General features: G+C 73.5%; 15 protein-coding genes and 1 pseudogene. 4 read left to right on the forward strand and 12 right to left on the reverse strand.

The window, feature by feature from the left end; all coding sequences use genetic code 11:
- Window positions 1-7: 7 nt before the first annotated feature.
- The gene (locus AB0M08_RS24935) at window positions 8-544 is read right to left on the reverse strand and encodes a DUF4240 domain-containing protein (protein WP_364497635.1); all 537 of its coding nucleotides are present in this window, start codon (window positions 542-544) and stop codon (window positions 8-10) included.
- A 53-nt stretch (window positions 545-597) separates the two neighbouring features.
- On the opposite strand from AB0M08_RS24935, the gene AB0M08_RS24940 reads away from it, so the two are divergent.
- A complete protein-coding gene (locus AB0M08_RS24940) occupies window positions 598-1,569 on the forward strand; it encodes a phosphotransferase (protein WP_364497637.1) in 972 nt (323 codons plus the stop codon).
- Window positions 1,570-2,172: 603 nt separating this feature from the next.
- Window positions 2,173-2,439, forward strand: a complete 267-nt coding sequence (gene rpsT / locus AB0M08_RS24945) for a 30S ribosomal protein S20 (protein ID WP_364497640.1) — start codon at window positions 2,173-2,175, stop codon at window positions 2,437-2,439.
- A 1,188-nt stretch (window positions 2,440-3,627) separates the two neighbouring features.
- Here rpsT and AB0M08_RS24950 read toward each other — a convergent pair.
- From AB0M08_RS24950 to AB0M08_RS24970, 5 genes and pseudogenes are all read right to left on the reverse strand, one after another.
- Window positions 3,628-3,858, reverse strand: a pseudogene (locus AB0M08_RS24950) (hypothetical protein); the annotation flags it as partial.
- Window positions 3,855-4,835, reverse strand: coding sequence for a DNA polymerase III subunit delta (gene holA / locus AB0M08_RS24955; protein ID WP_364497643.1), 981 nt, complete (start codon window positions 4,833-4,835; stop codon window positions 3,855-3,857). The gene holA and the pseudogene AB0M08_RS24950, both read right to left, overlap by 4 nt.
- A 101-nt stretch (window positions 4,836-4,936) precedes the next feature.
- Window positions 4,937-6,385, reverse strand: a complete 1,449-nt coding sequence (locus AB0M08_RS24960; RefSeq protein WP_364497645.1) for an acyltransferase — start codon at window positions 6,383-6,385, stop codon at window positions 4,937-4,939.
- Window positions 6,386-6,478: 93 nt separating this feature from the next.
- Window positions 6,479-8,935, reverse strand: coding sequence for a ComEC/Rec2 family competence protein (locus tag AB0M08_RS24965; protein ID WP_364497648.1), 2,457 nt, complete (start codon window positions 8,933-8,935; stop codon window positions 6,479-6,481).
- Window positions 8,932-9,771 carry a ComEA family DNA-binding protein gene (locus AB0M08_RS24970; protein WP_364497650.1) on the reverse strand — a complete coding sequence of 280 codons (840 nt, stop codon included), beginning with the start codon at window positions 9,769-9,771 and terminating at the stop codon, window positions 8,932-8,934. Before AB0M08_RS24970 ends, AB0M08_RS24965 begins: the two co-directional genes overlap by 4 nt.
- A gap of 602 nt (window positions 9,772-10,373) precedes the next feature.
- On the opposite strand from AB0M08_RS24970, the gene AB0M08_RS24975 reads away from it, so the two are divergent.
- Together AB0M08_RS24975 and AB0M08_RS24980 are read left to right on the forward strand one after the other, a co-directional pair.
- Window positions 10,374-11,183, forward strand: coding sequence for a putative protein N(5)-glutamine methyltransferase (locus AB0M08_RS24975; protein ID WP_364497653.1), 810 nt, complete (start codon window positions 10,374-10,376; stop codon window positions 11,181-11,183).
- Window positions 11,184-11,200: 17 nt separating this feature from the next.
- Window positions 11,201-12,031 carry a hypothetical protein gene (locus tag AB0M08_RS24980; RefSeq protein WP_364497655.1) on the forward strand — a complete coding sequence of 277 codons (831 nt, stop codon included), beginning with the start codon at window positions 11,201-11,203 and terminating at the stop codon, window positions 12,029-12,031.
- Between the two features lie 70 nt (window positions 12,032-12,101).
- Here the strand turns inward: AB0M08_RS24980 and AB0M08_RS24985 are convergent, their stop codons facing one another.
- From AB0M08_RS24985 to AB0M08_RS25010, 6 genes are read right to left on the reverse strand one after another with little or no spacing between them, the layout of a single operon-like run.
- A complete protein-coding gene (locus AB0M08_RS24985; RefSeq protein WP_364497658.1) occupies window positions 12,102-12,950 on the reverse strand; it encodes a DegV family protein in 849 nt (282 codons plus the stop codon).
- 13 nt (window positions 12,951-12,963) lie between these two features.
- The gene (locus AB0M08_RS24990; RefSeq protein WP_364497661.1) at window positions 12,964-13,362 is read right to left on the reverse strand and encodes a hypothetical protein; all 399 of its coding nucleotides are present in this window, start codon (window positions 13,360-13,362) and stop codon (window positions 12,964-12,966) included.
- A gap of 34 nt (window positions 13,363-13,396) precedes the next feature.
- On the reverse strand, window positions 13,397-14,026 hold the full coding sequence (locus AB0M08_RS24995; protein WP_364497664.1) for a histidine phosphatase family protein: 630 nt from the start codon (window positions 14,024-14,026) through the stop codon (window positions 13,397-13,399).
- On the reverse strand, window positions 14,023-14,424 hold the full coding sequence (gene rsfS / locus AB0M08_RS25000; protein WP_364497667.1) for a ribosome silencing factor: 402 nt from the start codon (window positions 14,422-14,424) through the stop codon (window positions 14,023-14,025). The genes AB0M08_RS24995 and rsfS overlap by 4 nt, the downstream gene beginning before the upstream one ends.
- 21 nt (window positions 14,425-14,445) lie before the next feature.
- On the reverse strand, window positions 14,446-15,066 hold the full coding sequence (gene nadD, locus AB0M08_RS25005; RefSeq protein WP_364497670.1) for a nicotinate-nucleotide adenylyltransferase: 621 nt from the start codon (window positions 15,064-15,066) through the stop codon (window positions 14,446-14,448).
- 13 nt (window positions 15,067-15,079) lie between these two features.
- Window positions 15,080-16,582, reverse strand: coding sequence for an ATP-binding protein (locus tag AB0M08_RS25010; protein WP_364497673.1), 1,503 nt, complete (start codon window positions 16,580-16,582; stop codon window positions 15,080-15,082).
- Window positions 16,583-16,626: the final 44 nt, after the last annotated feature.

The following is a 16,626-nucleotide window of genomic DNA, read 5'->3' on the forward strand; positions in this document are numbered from 1 at the left end:
GGCCGGGTCAGTCGGGCGGCTCCAGGAAGAGGGCTGACAACCGGGGCAGGCGGCGGCGCATCTCGTCCTCGTCGTCGAAGTCCCACAGGTCGGCGGCCTCCGGACGGGTCCGCGGCCTCTCCCCCTGCTCCGGCAGCGGCTCCCCGGTCGCCCGCTGGTAGGCCTCCGCCGCGATCGACAGCACCTCCTCGGCCTCGAAGACCGCGCCGTTCTCCGCGGCGGCCTTGACCGCGACCACGTTCGCCAGCACGTCGGGCGAGCGGACCGCGCTGGCCACGGCGTTCCGCCCGTGCGCCACCAGCCAGCCCCGGAAGCTGTCGAAGCCCTCCTCCGAGCACCCGCCGTTGATCAGGTAGGCCGCCGCCCACAGATCCTCGGTGCCCGAGGCGACCAGCACCTTGTCGAGGTGCCGGCCCCACGCGACGATCTCCTCCGGATCGTGTGTGGCCAGGTCGGCGACGGCACGCTCGGCCACCTCGGCGGGCGAGGCGGGCCGCGTCGCCGTGGCTCGGTCGATGACCGCCCAGAAATCGTCGGTTCGCATGCTGCGATCCTGCCAGCGAGGTACGACAGTTACGAACACGCGAGGATGGGGACATGCGCCCGATCACCCTTCCCGAGATCTCGTACGACGCCACGGCCGTACGCCCGCAATGGGAGGATCTCCCGGAACCCGTGCGGGAGGCGATCAGCGCACGCCTCGACGGCCCGGTGACCGCCGTGCGCAGCGCCGGCGGCGGATTCACCCGCGCCTTCGCCGCCGTCCTGACGACCGCCACCACCAGCGCCTTCGTCAAGGCCGCTCCGCTCGCCGACCCGACCTCCCAGTGGTACGCCCGCGAGGCCGCCCTGACCGCCGCCCTCCCGCCCGAGGTGACCGCGGCGCGACCGCGCTGGACCATGTCCGAGGCCGGCTGGTTCGTCCTCTGCCTGGACGCGATCGACGGCCGTGTCCCGGCGCTCCCGTGGTCCCCCGCCGACCTGCAGGCCACCCTGCGCACCTGGTCGGCCGCCGCGACCGCACTCGCGTACCCCTCCCCCGCCCTGCTCTCGATCGGCATGCCCACCCTCCCGGAGATCCTGAGGTCCGAGATGTCCTGGTGGTCCCGTATAGCCAAGCGCCGCGAGCCGATGCCCGCCACCGCCCGCGACACGGTGGCCCCACGCCGCCTCTCCGAGCTGGCCAAGCTGGAGCGCGCCCTCCCCGCCCTGGCCGCCGGTGACGCGATGTGCCACGGCGACCTCCGCGTCGACAACGTGATGATCGACACCGCCGGGCGCGCCTGGCTCTGCGACTGGACCTGGCCCTGCCTCGGCGCACCATGGTTCGACACGGTCACCCTGCTGATCAGCGCCTGGGCGAGCGGCCACGACACGGACGCGGTCCTGCGCGCATGGGGAGCCCCGGACGAGGGCGTCGACGGCGCCCTGGCCGCCCTCTCCGGATACTGGCTGGTCCGCGCGGCGGGGCCCCCGAGCAGCGCTTCCCCTCACAGCCGCCAGCACCACCTGTTCAGCGGCGCCCAGGCCCTCTCCTGGCTGACCACCCGCCGCGGCTGGCCCGCTTAGCCCCACTCCCACTCCCACTCCCCCGCTCCCGACTCCCCCACCGCCGCTCCTATCGCCGGCTGGCGCCCAGAGGCCCCTCGCGCCCCTTGACACACCCCTCACCGCCAGCCCACCGACCTCGGCTGGGGCTCAGGGGTCCCTCGGCGCCCGTGAGGCACCCTTGAGCCCCAGCCGAAACCTCCTGGCTGGCGCTCGGGGGTGCCTCAACCCGCCGGAGAGACCCTTGGGCACCAGCCAGGAGAAAGCCGGCCAACGGAGATCCCGAGAGCCCGGCGCCTGCGGGGGCATGGCGTCTATGGGGGCGCGGTGCATACGAGAGTCCGGCTCCTACGGGGGCGCGGTGCCTACGGGGGCGGCGCCTACCGGGGCCGGTGCCCATGAGAGCGCGAAGGGCGGCGGGAGGTGTGATGTTGGTCTCGGCAGGTGGGGCGTTCGCGGGAGGGGGCGGCATCGTTTTGGCGGCTCGCAGGGGTGCTGCTAGGCTGGCTCATCGCGTGTGGTGACACGCTGTTGTTTCCTGTCTCGGCCTCAGCTGGGCGCGGGACGCGACGGTAGCCACCGCTGAGACCATTTTCCGCAACCTAGTCAGGACAAGGCTGTCGCGTGGCGAACATCAAGTCCCAGATCAAGCGCAACCGGCAGAACGAGAAGGCCCGTCTGCGCAACAAGTCGGTCAAGTCTTCGCTGAAGACCGTGATCCGCAAGCTGCACGAGGCGAGCGACTCGGGCAACGCCGAGACGGCGACTGCTCTGCTGCGTGACGCCTCGCGTCAGCTGGACAAGGCTGTCAGCAAGGGCGTCATCCACAAGAACCAGGCGGCCAACCGCAAGTCGGCCATCGCCAAGAAGATCGCCTCGCTGTCCGCCTGATCCTGTCGGATCAGGTCAGCGGTCGTTCATTCGCCCGCTGACACCGCCCGCCGGCGGGCGGGCAGAAAAACGAAGCCGGGCTTCGCAGTACCTCTCACGGTATCTGCGCAGCCCGGCCGTTTTTGTTCAGTACGCCGTCGGCCGCGCCCGATCCCGCGTGTGACGTTCGATCACGCACCGCACGCCTCCTCCCCACCCACCAGGGTCGCCGGGGCATCGGGGCATCGGGGCATCGGGGCATCGGCTGGTGCTCGGCGCCGCCTCGACCCGCGCCGCATCGGCCCGGTCATACGTCCCGCGGCGATACAGCTCGGCCGATCCGGGGCAGCGGACGGCGCACGCGCCCGAACAGCACACGCGGGACGGCGCCCGCGCACGAACAGCACAAACAGGGCTGCGCCCGCGCCCGAACAGCACACGCGGGGCGATAGGAGTACACGATCCGGGATCGTGTACTTGCGCAGCCGTCAGAGGGGCGCCGGAACGACTCGATCAGCGATCGGGGACTCCCGCCGCCCCCGATAAGCCATGATCGTGAAACCGGGCCGCCCGCAGCACCGCCGCTTCTCGTGACGGCAGTGCTCGACTGTCCCGCGGGGCAGGGCAGAGCGGGGCAGAGTGGGGCAGGGCAGGGCAGAGCGGGGCCTGTTGACGTACCCGAAAAATGGGCTTAAAAGCGACGCAGTCGTATCACTCGTAGCGGCGGACCGCGGACTGGCGGGCCATCTGCTGGCGAACGTCGGTCTCGTCGGCCCAGGCCCGCCGGACCGGAGTGGCCGTGCCCGCCGTCGGCGACGCCGGGTTGACCCCCGCAGGCTGCCCGTACCCCTGCTCCGCCCCCGAGCGATACCCGCCCTGACCGAAATGGTTCGGCCACTGCTCCGACGGAGCCGGGGCCTGCGCGGCGAACCCACCGCGCCTCGAACGATCGTCGAAGGACGGGTAGGCGCCCGGAGGGGAGGCCACCGCCCCGGAGGATCCCGCCGTCTGAAAAGCCGCCGGGGAACCAGCCGGGTGGTGAGCCATCGGGGGGCCGGCCATCGGGAAGACGGACGGTGGGAATCCGGACGGTGGGAGACCGGGTGAAGGGGACGGCGGGTGGGGTGAAGAGGGCCCGGAGGACGGCTTCGGGACCGTGGCGCGCGCCGCGATCGGCTCCGGGAGCGGTGGCGGATGCGGCAGGGCGCCCGCGATCAGGTCGTTGAACTTGACCATCAGCGCCACCGTCAGCGGCAGCACGAGCACGCCCCACCAGCTGACCAATTCGGCCAGAGCGAGCAGGATGCCGAGGGCGATCGTGCCCTCCAGGAACACGAAGCAGAGCAGTGAGCTGGGCGTCAGATGGCGGAGTCCCAGCATGCGGGCGTAGAGCGGCTGATCGTCGACGCCCGCGCGGCGGGACCGGACCGTGCGCGTCATCGGCCGCCGCCCGAGCGGCGGGCCGTCGCGACGGCGAAGACGGCCTGTTCGAGGGCGTACCCGCGGTCCTCGGCGCCACCCTTGACGGCGGCGTTGCAGTCGGCGGCGGCGCGCATCGCGTCGACCAGGCCCTCCGGCGTCCAGCCACGGCTGCGCTCCTGGGCCCGCTGGATCTTCCAGGCGGGCATGCCGAGCGTACTGGCCAGCTGGTACGGGTTCCCGCGCCCGGCCGAGGCGACCCTGGCCACCGTGCGCACGCCGTCGGCGATGGCGTCGGCGATCGGGACCGCGTCGACGCCGACGTGCAGGGCCCAGCGCAGCGCCTCCAGCGCGCCGGGAAGGTCACCGACCATCGCGGCGTCGGCGACCGTGAAGCCGCTCACCTCGGCGCGGCCCTTGTAGTAGCGCGCCACCACCGCCTCGCTGATCTTCCCGTCCGTGTCGGCGATCAGCTGGGAGCAGGCCGCGGCGATCTCGCGCAGGTCGTTGCCGACCGCCGCGAGCAGGGCGGACGCGGCGGACTCGTCGCAGCGGCCGCCGTTGCGGCGGAACTCGTCGCGCACGAAGGCGATCCGGTCCCGGTCGTTCTTCAGCTTCATCGCGGGCACCACGGTGGCGCCGGCCTTCTGCAGCCCGTCGGCGAAGGCCTTGCCCTTCGCACCACCGGGGTGGGTCACGATCAGGGTCACGTCCGGGTCCGGGTTCTTGGCGTACGCCAGCAGCGCCGCGCTCAAATCCTTGCGCGCATCCTGTCCGCTTCGGATCACCAGCACCCGCCGCCCGCCGAAGAGTGACGGGCTGAGCATCTCGGCGACCTCGCCGGCGGCCAGCGCGCCCGCTTCGTACTCTCGGACGTCCGCTCCGGGGTCGGCGGCGCGTGCCCCCTCGACCGCCGAGGCGACGGCACGGGCGGAGAGTAACTCCTCGTCGCCTTGGACGAGCAACAACATCGGCGGGGCGGCGTTCACGCCCGCCATCGTCGCACGTTCGGGTCAAGCGCTGGACAGGCTCACTCCTTCGCGCAAAGCGACTGATCACTGAATGCGAAAGCAGACATATCAATCCGCGGAGATGGCGATCACCCCGTAAGGTGGCCCGATCGCCGCTGACCTATTAGCACGGTATCGAGGCCTTTAGCGGTTATTTCGGGTGATTTGTGGGCCCCGCGGTCGGGCGTGTCCCGGCGGCCCGCGACCCGCCCGGCCAGCCTCTGGAACGGCATCTCGACGTACCGGTGACTGATATGGCCCAGAACCAGCACCACCGCGAGATAGACGACCGCCACCCCGGCCCGCACCGGAACCGGGGCACCGGCGGCGAACTCGATCCAGCCCCGGGCGGCGAAGAGCACGACCATGTGCAGCAGGTAGACCGAGTAGCTGACCGTGCCCACCCAGGCAAGCGGGCCCACCCAAGCGCGCGGGCCCACCACGGCGAACGGGCTCACCCAGGCGCGCCGGATCACCACGGCGAGCGGACCCACCCAGGCGCGCCGGATCACCACGGCGAGCGGGCCCACCCAGGCGCGCCGGATCACCACGGCGAGCGGGCCCGGCACCCGCCGGTGGCGCAGCGCCATGGCCACCCCGAAGACCAGCACCGCCAGCACCACCCCGGCGCTCCAGGACCGGGCCGCCGGGAACGTGTCGGTGCCCATCAACGTCCACATCCCGCCGTACGCGCAGGCACCCGCGATCGCGGCCCCGGTCACGCCGAGCACCGCCGCCACGGCCCGCCACCGGGCGGTCTGCCCCCGCTCGGCGCGGTGGATCGCGGTGCCGGCGAACATCACCCCGAGGATCACGAAGCCCTCCCACGGCCCGGTCCGCTGGTTGCACCCGAGCAGCGCCAGCACCCCCGCGCCGAGCAGCACCGCGCCACCGGCGACCAGCGCCCGGCGCCGCGTGCAGACCGCGGTCACCCCGGCGGCCAGCACCACCGTGGTGACCACCGCGGCGGTGAGCATGGCCGTCTCCGAGCCGGCGAACGTACGGGTGGGAAGCACCCCGCCCAGGGCGACCGCCGCAACGGCCAGGACCAGCGCGATCCCCGCACTGAACCGGTGCGCGCCGGCCACGAAGAGCACCGTGACGACCAGGTAGAAGAGCATCTCGTAGGAGAGCGTCCAGAATTGGTACTGCGCGTTCGGGAAGCCGAGCGCCTCCTGCAGCATCGACGCGTGGGCGAGCAGCGTGGCGCCCGGGTGCTCGCGCAGCCCCTCCGGCACCGCGCCGTACTCGGCCTGCGCGACCAGCCCGGCCAGCGCGATGGCGACCGTGAACGCCGGGTACAGCCGGAACACCCGCCCGATCCAGAAGCGCCGCGCCGAGCCGCTCCGCTCGATCGAGGCCGGCACGATGTACCCGCTGACCAGGAAGAAGAGCGTCACGCCGAAGGTACCGGCGTGGAACCACTGCACGGTCACCAGCTTGAGGTCCGGCGCCAGATAGGACGCGAAGTGCTCGTAGACGACCGCGAGCACCGCGATACCGCGCAGTGCGTCGAGCCACTTCAGCCGGGTGGGCATCGGGCGACCGTACTGAAGTCCACAGGATGCGCCAAGCGGCGTCACCGTTCGTTCGCAGAATGAAGCCGTCCTGGTCCCGGTTTGCATCGATGGTCACCCTTCGGTATGTCCGTTCGCGGCCACCGCGATCCCCCGGTCCAGCGCGACCGCCGCCACGTCGCCCTGCCGGTCCGTGCGCAGCACCCGCGCCCCGTCCCGGGCCAGCCGGTCCAGCAGGGCGGCGTTCGGGTGCCCGTAGTCGTTGTCCACGCCCACCGAGACCAGCGCGACCGCCGGATCGACCGCGTCCAGCAGCGCGGTCGACTGCAGCGCGCTCCCGTGGTGCGCCACCTTCAGGACGTCCGCCCGGAGCGCCGCCGCACCCAGCCGCTCGACGAGAGCGTCCTGCTCCTCGGTCTCCGCGTCGCCCGGCAGCAGCACCGTCCGCCCGCCGACCACCGCCCGCAGCACCAGCGAGTTGTTGTTCGGGTCGGAGTTGGTCCCCCGGAGCGGCTCGACCGGACCGAGCACTTCCAAGGTCAACCCCTTTTGCGCGTACGCCCACCCGGGCCCCACCACATGCACGGGGGCGAGCGCCGCCACCGCCGCACGGCCTCCGGCGGGCTCCGGCCAGTCCGGTGCGATCACGGCACCCACCGTCCGCCCCCGGAACACGCCGTCCACCCCACCCACGTGATCCGCGTGGAAGTGGCTGACCACGAAGAGCACGACGTGGTCGATCCCGAGCCGCCGCAGGCACCCGTCGACCGCCTCCGGCTCGGGACCCGCGTCGACCACCACGGCCCGGTGCACCCCGGCGGCGAGCACCACCGCGTCGCCCTGGCCCACCGAGCACGCCACGACCAGCCAGTTCGGGGGTGGCCAGCCGGACGCGAGGAGGCGTACCGGGAGAGCGCCGAGGATCGTGCAGAGCGTGACGACGGTGGCGAGGCGGCGTACCACCGCGCGCCGGGCCGCCACCAGGAACGCCACGGTCAGCCCGGCCAGCAGAAGCGCGCCACCCACCCCGGACGGCCAGGGCAGCGCGCCGGCCGGCACCCGGGCGCCGGTACGGGCGACCAGCACCAGCCACTCGGCCGGCCAGTGCGCCAGCCAGGCGGTGAACGCGGCGCCGCCCGGCCAGAACGGCGAGAGCACCGCCGCGGTCACCCCGAGCAGCGTGGCCGGCGGGATCGCCGGTACCACCACCAGGTTCGCCGGCACCGCGATCAGGCTGACCGTCCCGGAGATCCCGGCGATCACCGGTCCACAGGCGACCTGCGCCGCCGCCGGTACGGCCAGCGCCTCCGCCGCACCGGCCGGCCACCCGCGCCGGCGCAGACCGTCCCGCCAGACCGGGGCGAGCAGCAGCAGTCCCGCGGTGGCCAGCACGGAGAGCGCGAACCCGGCGTCCGCCGCCAGCTCCGGGTCGGCGAGCAGGAGCACGGCCGACGCCGCCGCGAGCGCCGGAACCGCCGCCCGGGGCCGTCCGGAGGCGAGCCCCAGCAGCCCGATCGCCCCCATCGCCGCGGCCCGGATCACGCTCGGCGACGGCCGCGCCAGGATCACGAACCCGGCCAGCGCGACACCGCAGAGGATCGCGCAGAGCACCGGGCCGGCCCCGGTCCGCCGGATCGCGAACAGCACCACCCCGAGCACGATCGCCACGTTCGACCCGGAGACCGCGTTCAGGTGGGTCATCCCGGTCGCCCGGAAGTCCGCCGCCAGCGCCGGGTCGAGCCGGCTGGTGTCGCCGACCACCAGCCCCGGCAGCAGCCCACCCGCGTCGTCGGGGAGCGGTTCGCAGGCGCGCTGGAGCCCGGCACGCAGGGCACCCGCCGCCCGTTGCGCCCAGGAGGGCTCGCCGATCAGCTGCGGGGCCTTCCGGATCGAGAGGACCGCGGCCCGCAGATCGCCGGTGCGGGGCGCGGACAGGGTGGCGCTCGCGGTGAGCCGCTGCCCGGGCAGGAGCCCTCGCCAGGCGGCGTCGCTCCCCAGCACGAGGACCCGGGCGGAGAGCCCGATCGACGGCCCGTCCTCCGGTCGTACGCCCACCAGCTCCGCCGTGACCAGGTAGCTCGCCCGCCCGGACACCCCGGCCAGCGCTCGCGGGTCGTCCTCGACCACCAGCTCGACGCCGACCGGCTCCCCGGAGTCGATGAGGCCGGTGAGCTCGGGGGCTTCCCGGACACCGACCCGCGCGGCGGTGGCGATCGCGCCGCACCCGGCCCCGAGCGCCACCGCCACCACGATCCACGTCACCGCCGTACCCGGCCGTCCCGAGCGCCACCCTCCGCTCGGCTTCTCCGGGCGGCCTCCACCACTCGAGTCCTTCCGGCGGCCTCCACCACTCGAGTCCTTCGGGCGGCGCCCATCACTCGAGTCCTTCGGGCGGCGCCCACCGGGTGGCCGCTTCTCGCCGCGGGCCGCGAGGGTGATGCCCGCGAGGATCAGGGCGGTCGCGCCGAGGAGCAGACCGGAGCGGGCGGCGAGGTGGAGCGCGGCGAGGGCCGTGAGCCAGACGCCCAGGGTGAAACCGGCCAGCCGCAGGTCCGGTACCCGGCTCCTCACACCGTCACCAGGTCCTTGAGCTGCTCGTACCGGGCATCCCCGATCCCGTCGACCTGCCGCAGATCGCTGACCGCGGTGAACCCGCCCGCCGCCGTACGGGCGTCCAGGATCCGCTGTGCCAGCACCGGCCCGACCCCGGGCAGCGTGTCCAGCTCGGCCGCCCCGGCGGTGTTCAGATTGACCAGCGCCCCGCCCGCCGTACCCGCCGGCACCGCCGGTGCGACCACGCCGGACCCGGCCGACGGCGTCACGCCCACCATGATCAATTCCCCGTCGGCGACCCGGCGGGCCAGGTTGAGCATCGCCACGTCCACACCGGGTTCCGCGCCACCGGCCGCCGCCAGCGCGTCCGCCACCCGGGCACCCGGCGACAGCCGTACCAGCCCCGGCCTCCGCACCTTCCCGCCCACCGCGACCACCACCTCACCGGCCGCGCCGGACTGAACCGCGGCGGGCGCCGCGCTCACCGTGCTCCCGAAGACCGGCGCCACCGGATCCACCTCCGGCCGCGCCCGCCAGGCCAGGAACGCCGCCACCAGCACCACCACGACCGCCACCGCCGCCAGCGCCCGGACCCCCGCCCGCCCGGGATCGAACGCCCGCAACCACCCACGCCCGCCGCTCGCCGCCGCGCCGTCACCCCGCCCACCGAACGCCCCGGCCCCGCTCAGCCCGGGCCCCTCCTCCGGCTCCGCCCCACCGTCGAACTCCCAGGCGTAGCGCTCCCCCATCCCCTCCCCCATCCCCTCCTCCTTCGCGGAAGCCCCACCGCCCGGCCAATCGGGCGGGGCCAGCGGGGTACGCGGGTAGAGCGCCGCGGCGTCCACGGCAGGCATCGCGGACTCCACCCCGGCATCCACAGCCGCCACCCCGGCAGACATCCCGCCCGCATCACCATCGAGAACCGCGCCTCCACCGGTCTCCGCCCGGTCCAGCTCCGACCAGGCCGGAATGACGTCCGCCCACGACAGCGGCCCTTCCTCGTCCTCCGCCGCCGCCCCCGGCCGCCGCACCGGAGGCCGTACCGTCCCCGGCGGCCGTCCCGGCGGCCTCCCCCGCTCCGGTGGCGCCCCGGGCCGGAACCCGGATCCCGGCGGCACCACCCGCGGCCGTGGCCCACCCGGTGCCATGAAATAGGCGACGCCGGGCGGAATCCGCGGCCCGCCACCCGGGCCGGCCCCGCCACCCGGATCGGCCCCGCCGCCCGGGCCGGCCCCTGCGTCAGCGCCGGATACGCTGCCTGAGGCGGGTGGGCTGCCCGTACTGCCTTCGTCGAGGACCGCCCGCAGCCGGGCCGTGACGACGTCGCCGGTATTCTTCGCGTCTCGCACAGGCCCCGACGCTAGGGAGATCCGCTCTCCCGCTCCTCGCCTCCTGTGGACGACGGCGCACTGTGGACAACCTCGAGACCGGCCAGATTCGTGCTAAGGAACCGCGTGTGACCTCAGGACCCTCCGCTCCCGCCCGGGCCTCGGCCGTCGTCGGCCTCCGTGCCGCGGGCTGCGTCTTCGCCGAGGACGAGGCGGCCGTTCTCGCGGGCGCCGCGCCCGACGACGCCACCCTGGACGCCCTGGTGCGACGCCGCGCCACCGGCGAGCCCCTGGAACAGGTCGTCGGCTGGGCGGACTTCTGCGACGTCCGGGTACGCCTGCGCCCCGGCGTCTTCGTTCCCCGCCTCCGCAGCGGACTCCTGGTCCGTACCGCGGCGGCGGAGGCGGTGGCTGCGCGGTCGAGCGCGGGGACGACGAGCCCCGGCGTCACGGTCGTCGACCTCTGCTGCGGGTCCGGGGCGCTCGGGCTCGCGGTGCGCCGTCGCGTACCCGGCATCGCCCTCCACGCCGCCGACCTGGACCCCGCCGCCGTCGCCTGCGCCCGCGACAACCTGGGCCCGGACCGGGTCTACCAGGGCGATCTCTTCGCCGCCCTCCCGGCCGCGCTCCGCGGAACCGTCGACGTGCTGATCGCGAACGTCCCCTACGTCGCCACCCGGCACATCCCGTTCCTGCCCGCCGAGGCCCGCGACCACGAGCCGCACACCGCGCTGGACGGCGGCGAGGACGGGCTCGCCCTGTTCCGCTCGGTCGCCGCCGGTGCCCGGGACTGGCTCGGCGCCGGTGGCCTGCTGCTCTCCGAGATCACCGAGGCGCAGATCCCGCTCGCCGTCGCCGCCGTCGATGGGAACGGATTGACGCCCGGCGTGGTCTCCGACGATGATCTCGACGCGTACGTGATCACCGCGAGACGGTAGAGGTCCCCGTGGGCCTGATGCGACGGGTTGCCCGTGCCCGGTTGGCCGGCCAGGTCATCCGGCGATTGCGCCGCTCCGGGATCCGGGACGCCCGCTACCACGCGGCCACGTTCGAGATCCGGTTCACCGCTCCCGGCGACACCGAGCCGACCATCCTGCAGCTCGCCCCGATGCTGGGCCGTCCCCGCCGGGAGCGTCTCACCCACATCGCCGCCCTGCTGCACACCCCGGGCCTGCCGCCCGACTGGTCCGGCGCCGCGCCCCGGTTGCGCCCCGTGCTCCGCCGCGCCGCGCCGGGCGCGCCACTGCACCGCCCGGCCTTTCCGCACCTGTCCGAGTTCGTGGTGGTCGATCAGCCCGAGTTCCTCACGTACGTCACCACGACCCAGCCCGCGACCTGGAACGTCACGGCCGACGAGGTCTTCACGGCCGCCCGCGCCAACCTCCCCGGCGCCGTCCTGCACGGCACCCCCAGCGACCGCCCGGTGGTGGTCCGTTTCGTCGACGACGGCAACGCGTACTGGACCTCACACCTGCTGCTGCCCGGCTGGCTGTCCCGCCTCGCCGGCCAGGTGGGCGGCCCACCGGTGGCCTTCGCCCCGGACCGTGGCACCCTGCTGGTCACCGCCGACGTCGTCACCCCGATCGACGGCAGCCTCCTGCCGGCCCTCTTCGCCCAGGCCGAGGAGATCTTCCTCGCCTCCCCACACCCGTTGACCCCGATGGCCTACACGAGCGACCCCGAGGGCCGCACCATCCCCTACCCCGCACCGCCCGGCCACCCCTTGCACGACTGCGTCCAGCGCGCCGAACACCTGCTCGCCACCCACACGCCCTCCGAGCCGTAGCCACGCGGTCCCACACAACCGGCACCGAAGGAACCCGGCCACCGGCGAAGGGGCGGTTGAGAGACACGGGCTAGTCGCGGCGGTGGACGACGACGCCGGCCAGGCCCGGGCCGGTGTGTGCGGCGACCACCGCGCCGACCTCCGTCAGGTAGCAGTCGCGCAGGCGGTCGCCCAGGCGCATGGTGATCGCGTCGACCAGGGCCGTCGCGCGCTCCGGAGTGCCCAGGTGGTGCACCGCGATGTCCGCCTCGCCCTCCCCCGCCGCCTCCACCGCCAGGTCGACCAGGCGGGTCAGGGCGCGCCCGGCCGTGCGGACCTTGTCGCGGACCACCACCGCGCCGTCCACCACGTGCAGGATCGGCTTGACCGACAGGGCCGTGCCGAGCAGCGCGGACGCCGCCCCGATCCGGCCGCCGCGGCGGAGGAACTCCAGCGTGTCGACGTAGAAGAGCGTGCTCACCCGCGCGGCATGGTCGGCGGCCACCGCACGTACGGCGGCAAGGTCTTGACCTTGAGAAGCGGCCGTGGCGGCGGCCAAGGCGGGGAAGCCCAGCCCCATCGCCGCCGTCCCGCTGTCCACCACCTGGACCCGGGGGCCGACCTCGGCGGCCGCCAGCACGGCCGCCTCGAAGGTGCCGGAGAGCTTGGCGGAGAGGTGCACCGAGACGACGCCGTCGTAGCCGTCCGCGAGCAGGCGACGGTACTCGGCGGCGAACTGGGACGGGGCGGGACGGGAGGTGCTGACCTCGGTGCGGCGCGCCCCGAGTGCCCGGGCCACCTCGGCCGGGAAGATCTCCCGGCCCTCCAGGCCGTCCCAGCCGTTGATCACTACGGTGAGCGGCACGATGGTCAGCTCATACGTGCCGCTCAGCTCGTCGGGGAGGTAGGCGGTGGAGTCGGTGACGACCGCGATGGTCATGCACGAACAATAGTCACTCCGGCGTGACCGAGGAGACCGCGAACGGCTCACCCTGCTGGCACGTCGTCATCATGCCGGGCTGAGGCTTGCCGACCACGCTCACCTTGGTGCCCGCCACGGCCTGGGCGCGCAGGGCCGCGTCGCCGAAGACCAGCAGGTGTACGCCGTCGGCGTCCTGCAGCAGCAGGCAGTTCGGCTCCACGCCCTCGGTCACCGTGCCGGTGATCGTGGTCGAGCCGGCCGTCGAGGTGACCCGGGTGGGCGCCGAGGGCACACCGGCGGCGGACGAGGCGATGGCCGACTCGGTGGACGGCGTGCTGCCGACCGCCGGGGCGCTCGCCTCGGTGCCGCCGTTCGCGCAGGCGGACATGGTGAGGATCAGGGCAGCGGGGACGAGAATGCGACGGATCATGGTCCTTGGACGCTCCAGGGGACGGGCCGGTTCCCTAGACCGCCGGGGGAACCGGGCGTTCGGCGAACGCACCCACGTTGTACGCCCCCAACTGCCATCCGCGCGAGTCGTCGTGCGTGAGATCCACCCAATGACAGTTCTGCAGGGCGCGCAGCGTCCGCAACTGCTCCCGCCGCCAGCCGAGCAGGTGCCCGATCCCCTGCCGGGCCGCGGCGCCGTGGGTGGCGACCACGGTCGTCCCGCCCGGGGTGAGCGCGGCCGCGTCGAGCAGCGCGTCGCAGACGCGTTTGCCCATGTCGTCCAGGGTCTCCACGTCGTTGCCGACGACGTCCTCGCCGGCCGTCCAGCGGGCGTGCTCGGCGGGGTGCCGCTCGGCGACCTCGGTCATGGTCAGGCCCTGCCAGGTGCCGAAGAACCGCTCCCGCAGCCGCTCGTCGTAGCGCACCGGCAGCCCGGTGAGCCCGGCGAGCGCGGCGGCGGTGTCGGCGGCCCGGCTCAGGTCGCTGGCGACGACCGCGTCCGGCCGGAGCCGGAGCAGCAGAGCGGCGGCCTCGGCGGCCTGACGGCGGCCGAGATCGTTGAGCGGCACGTCGGTCTGGCCCTGGACCCGGTTGCCCGCGTTCCAGTCCGTGTTGCCGTGCCGCCAGACGATCAGCCGCGTCACAGCGCGTCGGCGGCCGTACCCGCGTCGACCATGTCGCGGTCGACGAACGGGATGGTCGGGCAGTCCTTCCACAGCTTGTCGAGGGCGTAGAACTCCCGCTCCTCGGAGTGCTGGACGTGCACGACGATGTCGATGTAGTCGAGCAGGACCCACCGGCCCTGCCGCTCGCCCTCGCGGCGCACCGGCTTCGCCTTCTCCGGCAGCCCGACCAGGGCTTCCTCGATGGCGTCGACGATCGCGACCACCTGGCGCTCGTTGGACGCCGAGGCGATCACGAACGCGTCGGTGATGGCGAGCTGGTCGCCCACGTCGATGATGGAGATGTCCTGCGCCTTCTTGTCGGCGGCGGCCTGCGCGGCTGCCATCGCCAGTTCCAGGGCGCGCTCATTGACGGGCAAAAGAGTCCCCTCGCTCGGGTTTCAGGTCCTCCCAGTGTCGCACGCTGGTCCGGCAAACCCCGAGTCCGAATAGAGCCCCCGCTTGTTGATGTACTGCACGACACCATCCGGCACCAGATACCAGACCGGCAGGCCGGACGCCACGCGGGCACGGCAGTCGCTCGACGAGATCGCCATGGCCGGCACCTCGACCAGCGTGACGCTCTCCGGGGGCAGGTGAGCACCGGAGAGCTCGAAGCCCGGCCGGGTCACCCCGATGAAGTGCGCCAGGCCGAGCATGGTCAGCGCGTCCTTCCAGGAGAGGATCCGGGAGAGCGCGTCGGCGCCGGTGATGAAGAAGAGCTCGGCGGACTGGCCGTAGACCGCGCGCATGTCGCGCAGCGTGTCGACGGTGTACGTGGGCCCGTCCCGGTCGATGTCCGCCCGGCTGACGTGGAACCGGGGATTCGACGCGGTGGCGACCACCGTCATCAGGTAGCGGTCCTCGGCGGGCGAGACCTTCCCCTTCTCGTACGGCTGCCCGGTCGGCACGAACATCACCTCGTCCAGGCCGAAGCGGGCCTGCACCTCGCTCGCCGCCACCAGGTGTCCGTGGTGGATGGGGTCGAACGTCCCACCCATGATCCCTACGCGCCTGGCCATCCGAGCAGAATAGTCAGCCGTCGAGACGCTTGCGTACGGCGGCCAGCAGGTCACTCGCCGTGAACGGTTTCTCCAGCAGTGCCACGCCGGGCTCCAGGGTGCCCTGAGAGGCCAGGATCGGCTGGGCATAACCGGACATGTAGAGCACCCGCGTGCTCGGGCGCAGCCCCACCAGCCGCTCGGCCAGCTCCTTGCCCAGCATCCCGGGCATCACCACGTCGCTGACCAGCAGGTCGATCTGCCCCTCGTGCCGGGCGGCGAGCTCCAGGGCCTCGAGGCCGCCCTCGGCCACCATCACCCGGTACCCGGCCCCGCTGAGGATCCGGCCGGTCAGGTCGCGCAGCCCGTCCTCGTCGTCGACCACGAGCAGGATCTCACCGTTCCCGCCGACCGCGGCGGGCTCCTCGCCGACCGGTTCGGGCGCCACACCGTCCCCGGCCGGGATCAGGACGGTGACCGTGGTGCCCAGGCCCGGCTCGCTGGCGATGGTGACCTCGCCGCGGGCCTGGGTGACGATGCCGTACACGGTGGCCAGGCCGAGCCCGGTCGCCTCGCCACGCGGCTTGGTGGTGAAGAACGGGTCGAACGCGCTCTCCAGCACGTCCGGGGTCATCCCGCAGCCGGAGTCGCTGATCCGCAGCCGGACCCGGTCGCCGAGCCGCCCGGTGTCGATCACCAGGTTCCCGCCGTCCGGCATCGCGTCGCGCGCGTTGGAGGCGAGCTTGACCAGCATCTGCTCGATCTGGGCCGGGTCGCAGGTGATCGAGGGCAGATCCGGCGCGAGCCGGGTGATCAGCGTGACCGGCTCGCCGAGCGTCGTCTTCAGGGTGCCCCTGGCCTGCTCGATCAGCGCGTTCAGGTCGACCGGCTGGGGGCGGACCACCTCGCGGCGGGCGAAGGCGAGCAGCTGGTGGGTGAGGTCGGTGCCGCGGGTGCCGGCCTTGACCACCTGACGGGCGTCGTCGGCGATGGCCTTGAGGTCGGCGCCCGGGGTCTCCGCCTCCTCGATCACGAAGTTGGCGTAGTTCAGGATGACGCCGAGCATGTTGTTGAAGTCGTGCGCGATCCCGCCGGCCAGCTGGCCCAGGCTCTCCAGACGCTGGCTGCGGTGCAGCTGGGCCTCGGCGCGCAGCTTGGCCTTCTCCTCCTCGCTGCGGTGCCGGTCGGTGATGTCCCGGACCACCGCGACGGCGAGCCGGCCCTGCGGGGTCTCGATCACCGTGGTCGAGGACTCCACCGGGAACTCGGTGCCGTCCCGGCGGCGGGCGGTGGTGACCACGGTGCCGATCGAGCCCGGCGGGGCGGACGCCATCAGCCGCCGGCGCTCCGGGAACAGCGCCCGGGAGTCGTCGGTGAGCAGGATCTCGACGGACTGGCCGACCAGGTCCGCCTTCGGCCAGCCGTACACCTGCTCGGCCCGGTCGTTGGCCAGCACGATGCGCAGGCCGTCGAGGACCAGGATCGCGTCCGGCGCCGCCTTGAGCAGGCCACCGGACAACTCCTCGGACCATTCCACGCATTCACCCCCGTAGCCCACAGGCTAAGCGGTTAAGCGGGGGA

The organism is Actinoplanes sp. NPDC051851 (assembly GCF_040681165.1).
Classification (GTDB): Bacteria; Actinomycetota; Actinomycetes; order Mycobacteriales; family Micromonosporaceae; genus Actinoplanes.

Coding starts and splice junctions, on each gene's coding strand:
- holA (WP_364497643.1), bottom strand. CDS start 4,835: ATGGCGGGCGTGAACGCCGCCCCGCCGATGTTGTTGCTCGTCCAAGGC.
- AB0M08_RS24940 (WP_364497637.1), top strand. CDS start 598: ATGCGCCCGATCACCCTTCCCGAGATCTCGTACGACGCCACGGCCGTA.
- AB0M08_RS24985 (WP_364497658.1), bottom strand. CDS start 12,950: ATGACCATCGCGGTCGTCACCGACTCCACCGCCTACCTCCCCGACGAG.
- AB0M08_RS24935 (WP_364497635.1), bottom strand. CDS start 544: ATGCGAACCGACGATTTCTGGGCGGTCATCGACCGAGCCACGGCGACG.
- AB0M08_RS24980 (WP_364497655.1), top strand. CDS start 11,201: ATGCGACGGGTTGCCCGTGCCCGGTTGGCCGGCCAGGTCATCCGGCGA.
- AB0M08_RS24970 (WP_364497650.1), bottom strand. CDS start 9,771: ATGCCTGCCGTGGACGCCGCGGCGCTCTACCCGCGTACCCCGCTGGCC.
- AB0M08_RS24960 (WP_364497645.1), bottom strand. CDS start 6,385: ATGCCCACCCGGCTGAAGTGGCTCGACGCACTGCGCGGTATCGCGGTG.
- AB0M08_RS24990 (WP_364497661.1), bottom strand. CDS start 13,362: ATGATCCGTCGCATTCTCGTCCCCGCTGCCCTGATCCTCACCATGTCC.
- nadD (WP_364497670.1), bottom strand. CDS start 15,066: ATGGCCAGGCGCGTAGGGATCATGGGTGGGACGTTCGACCCCATCCAC.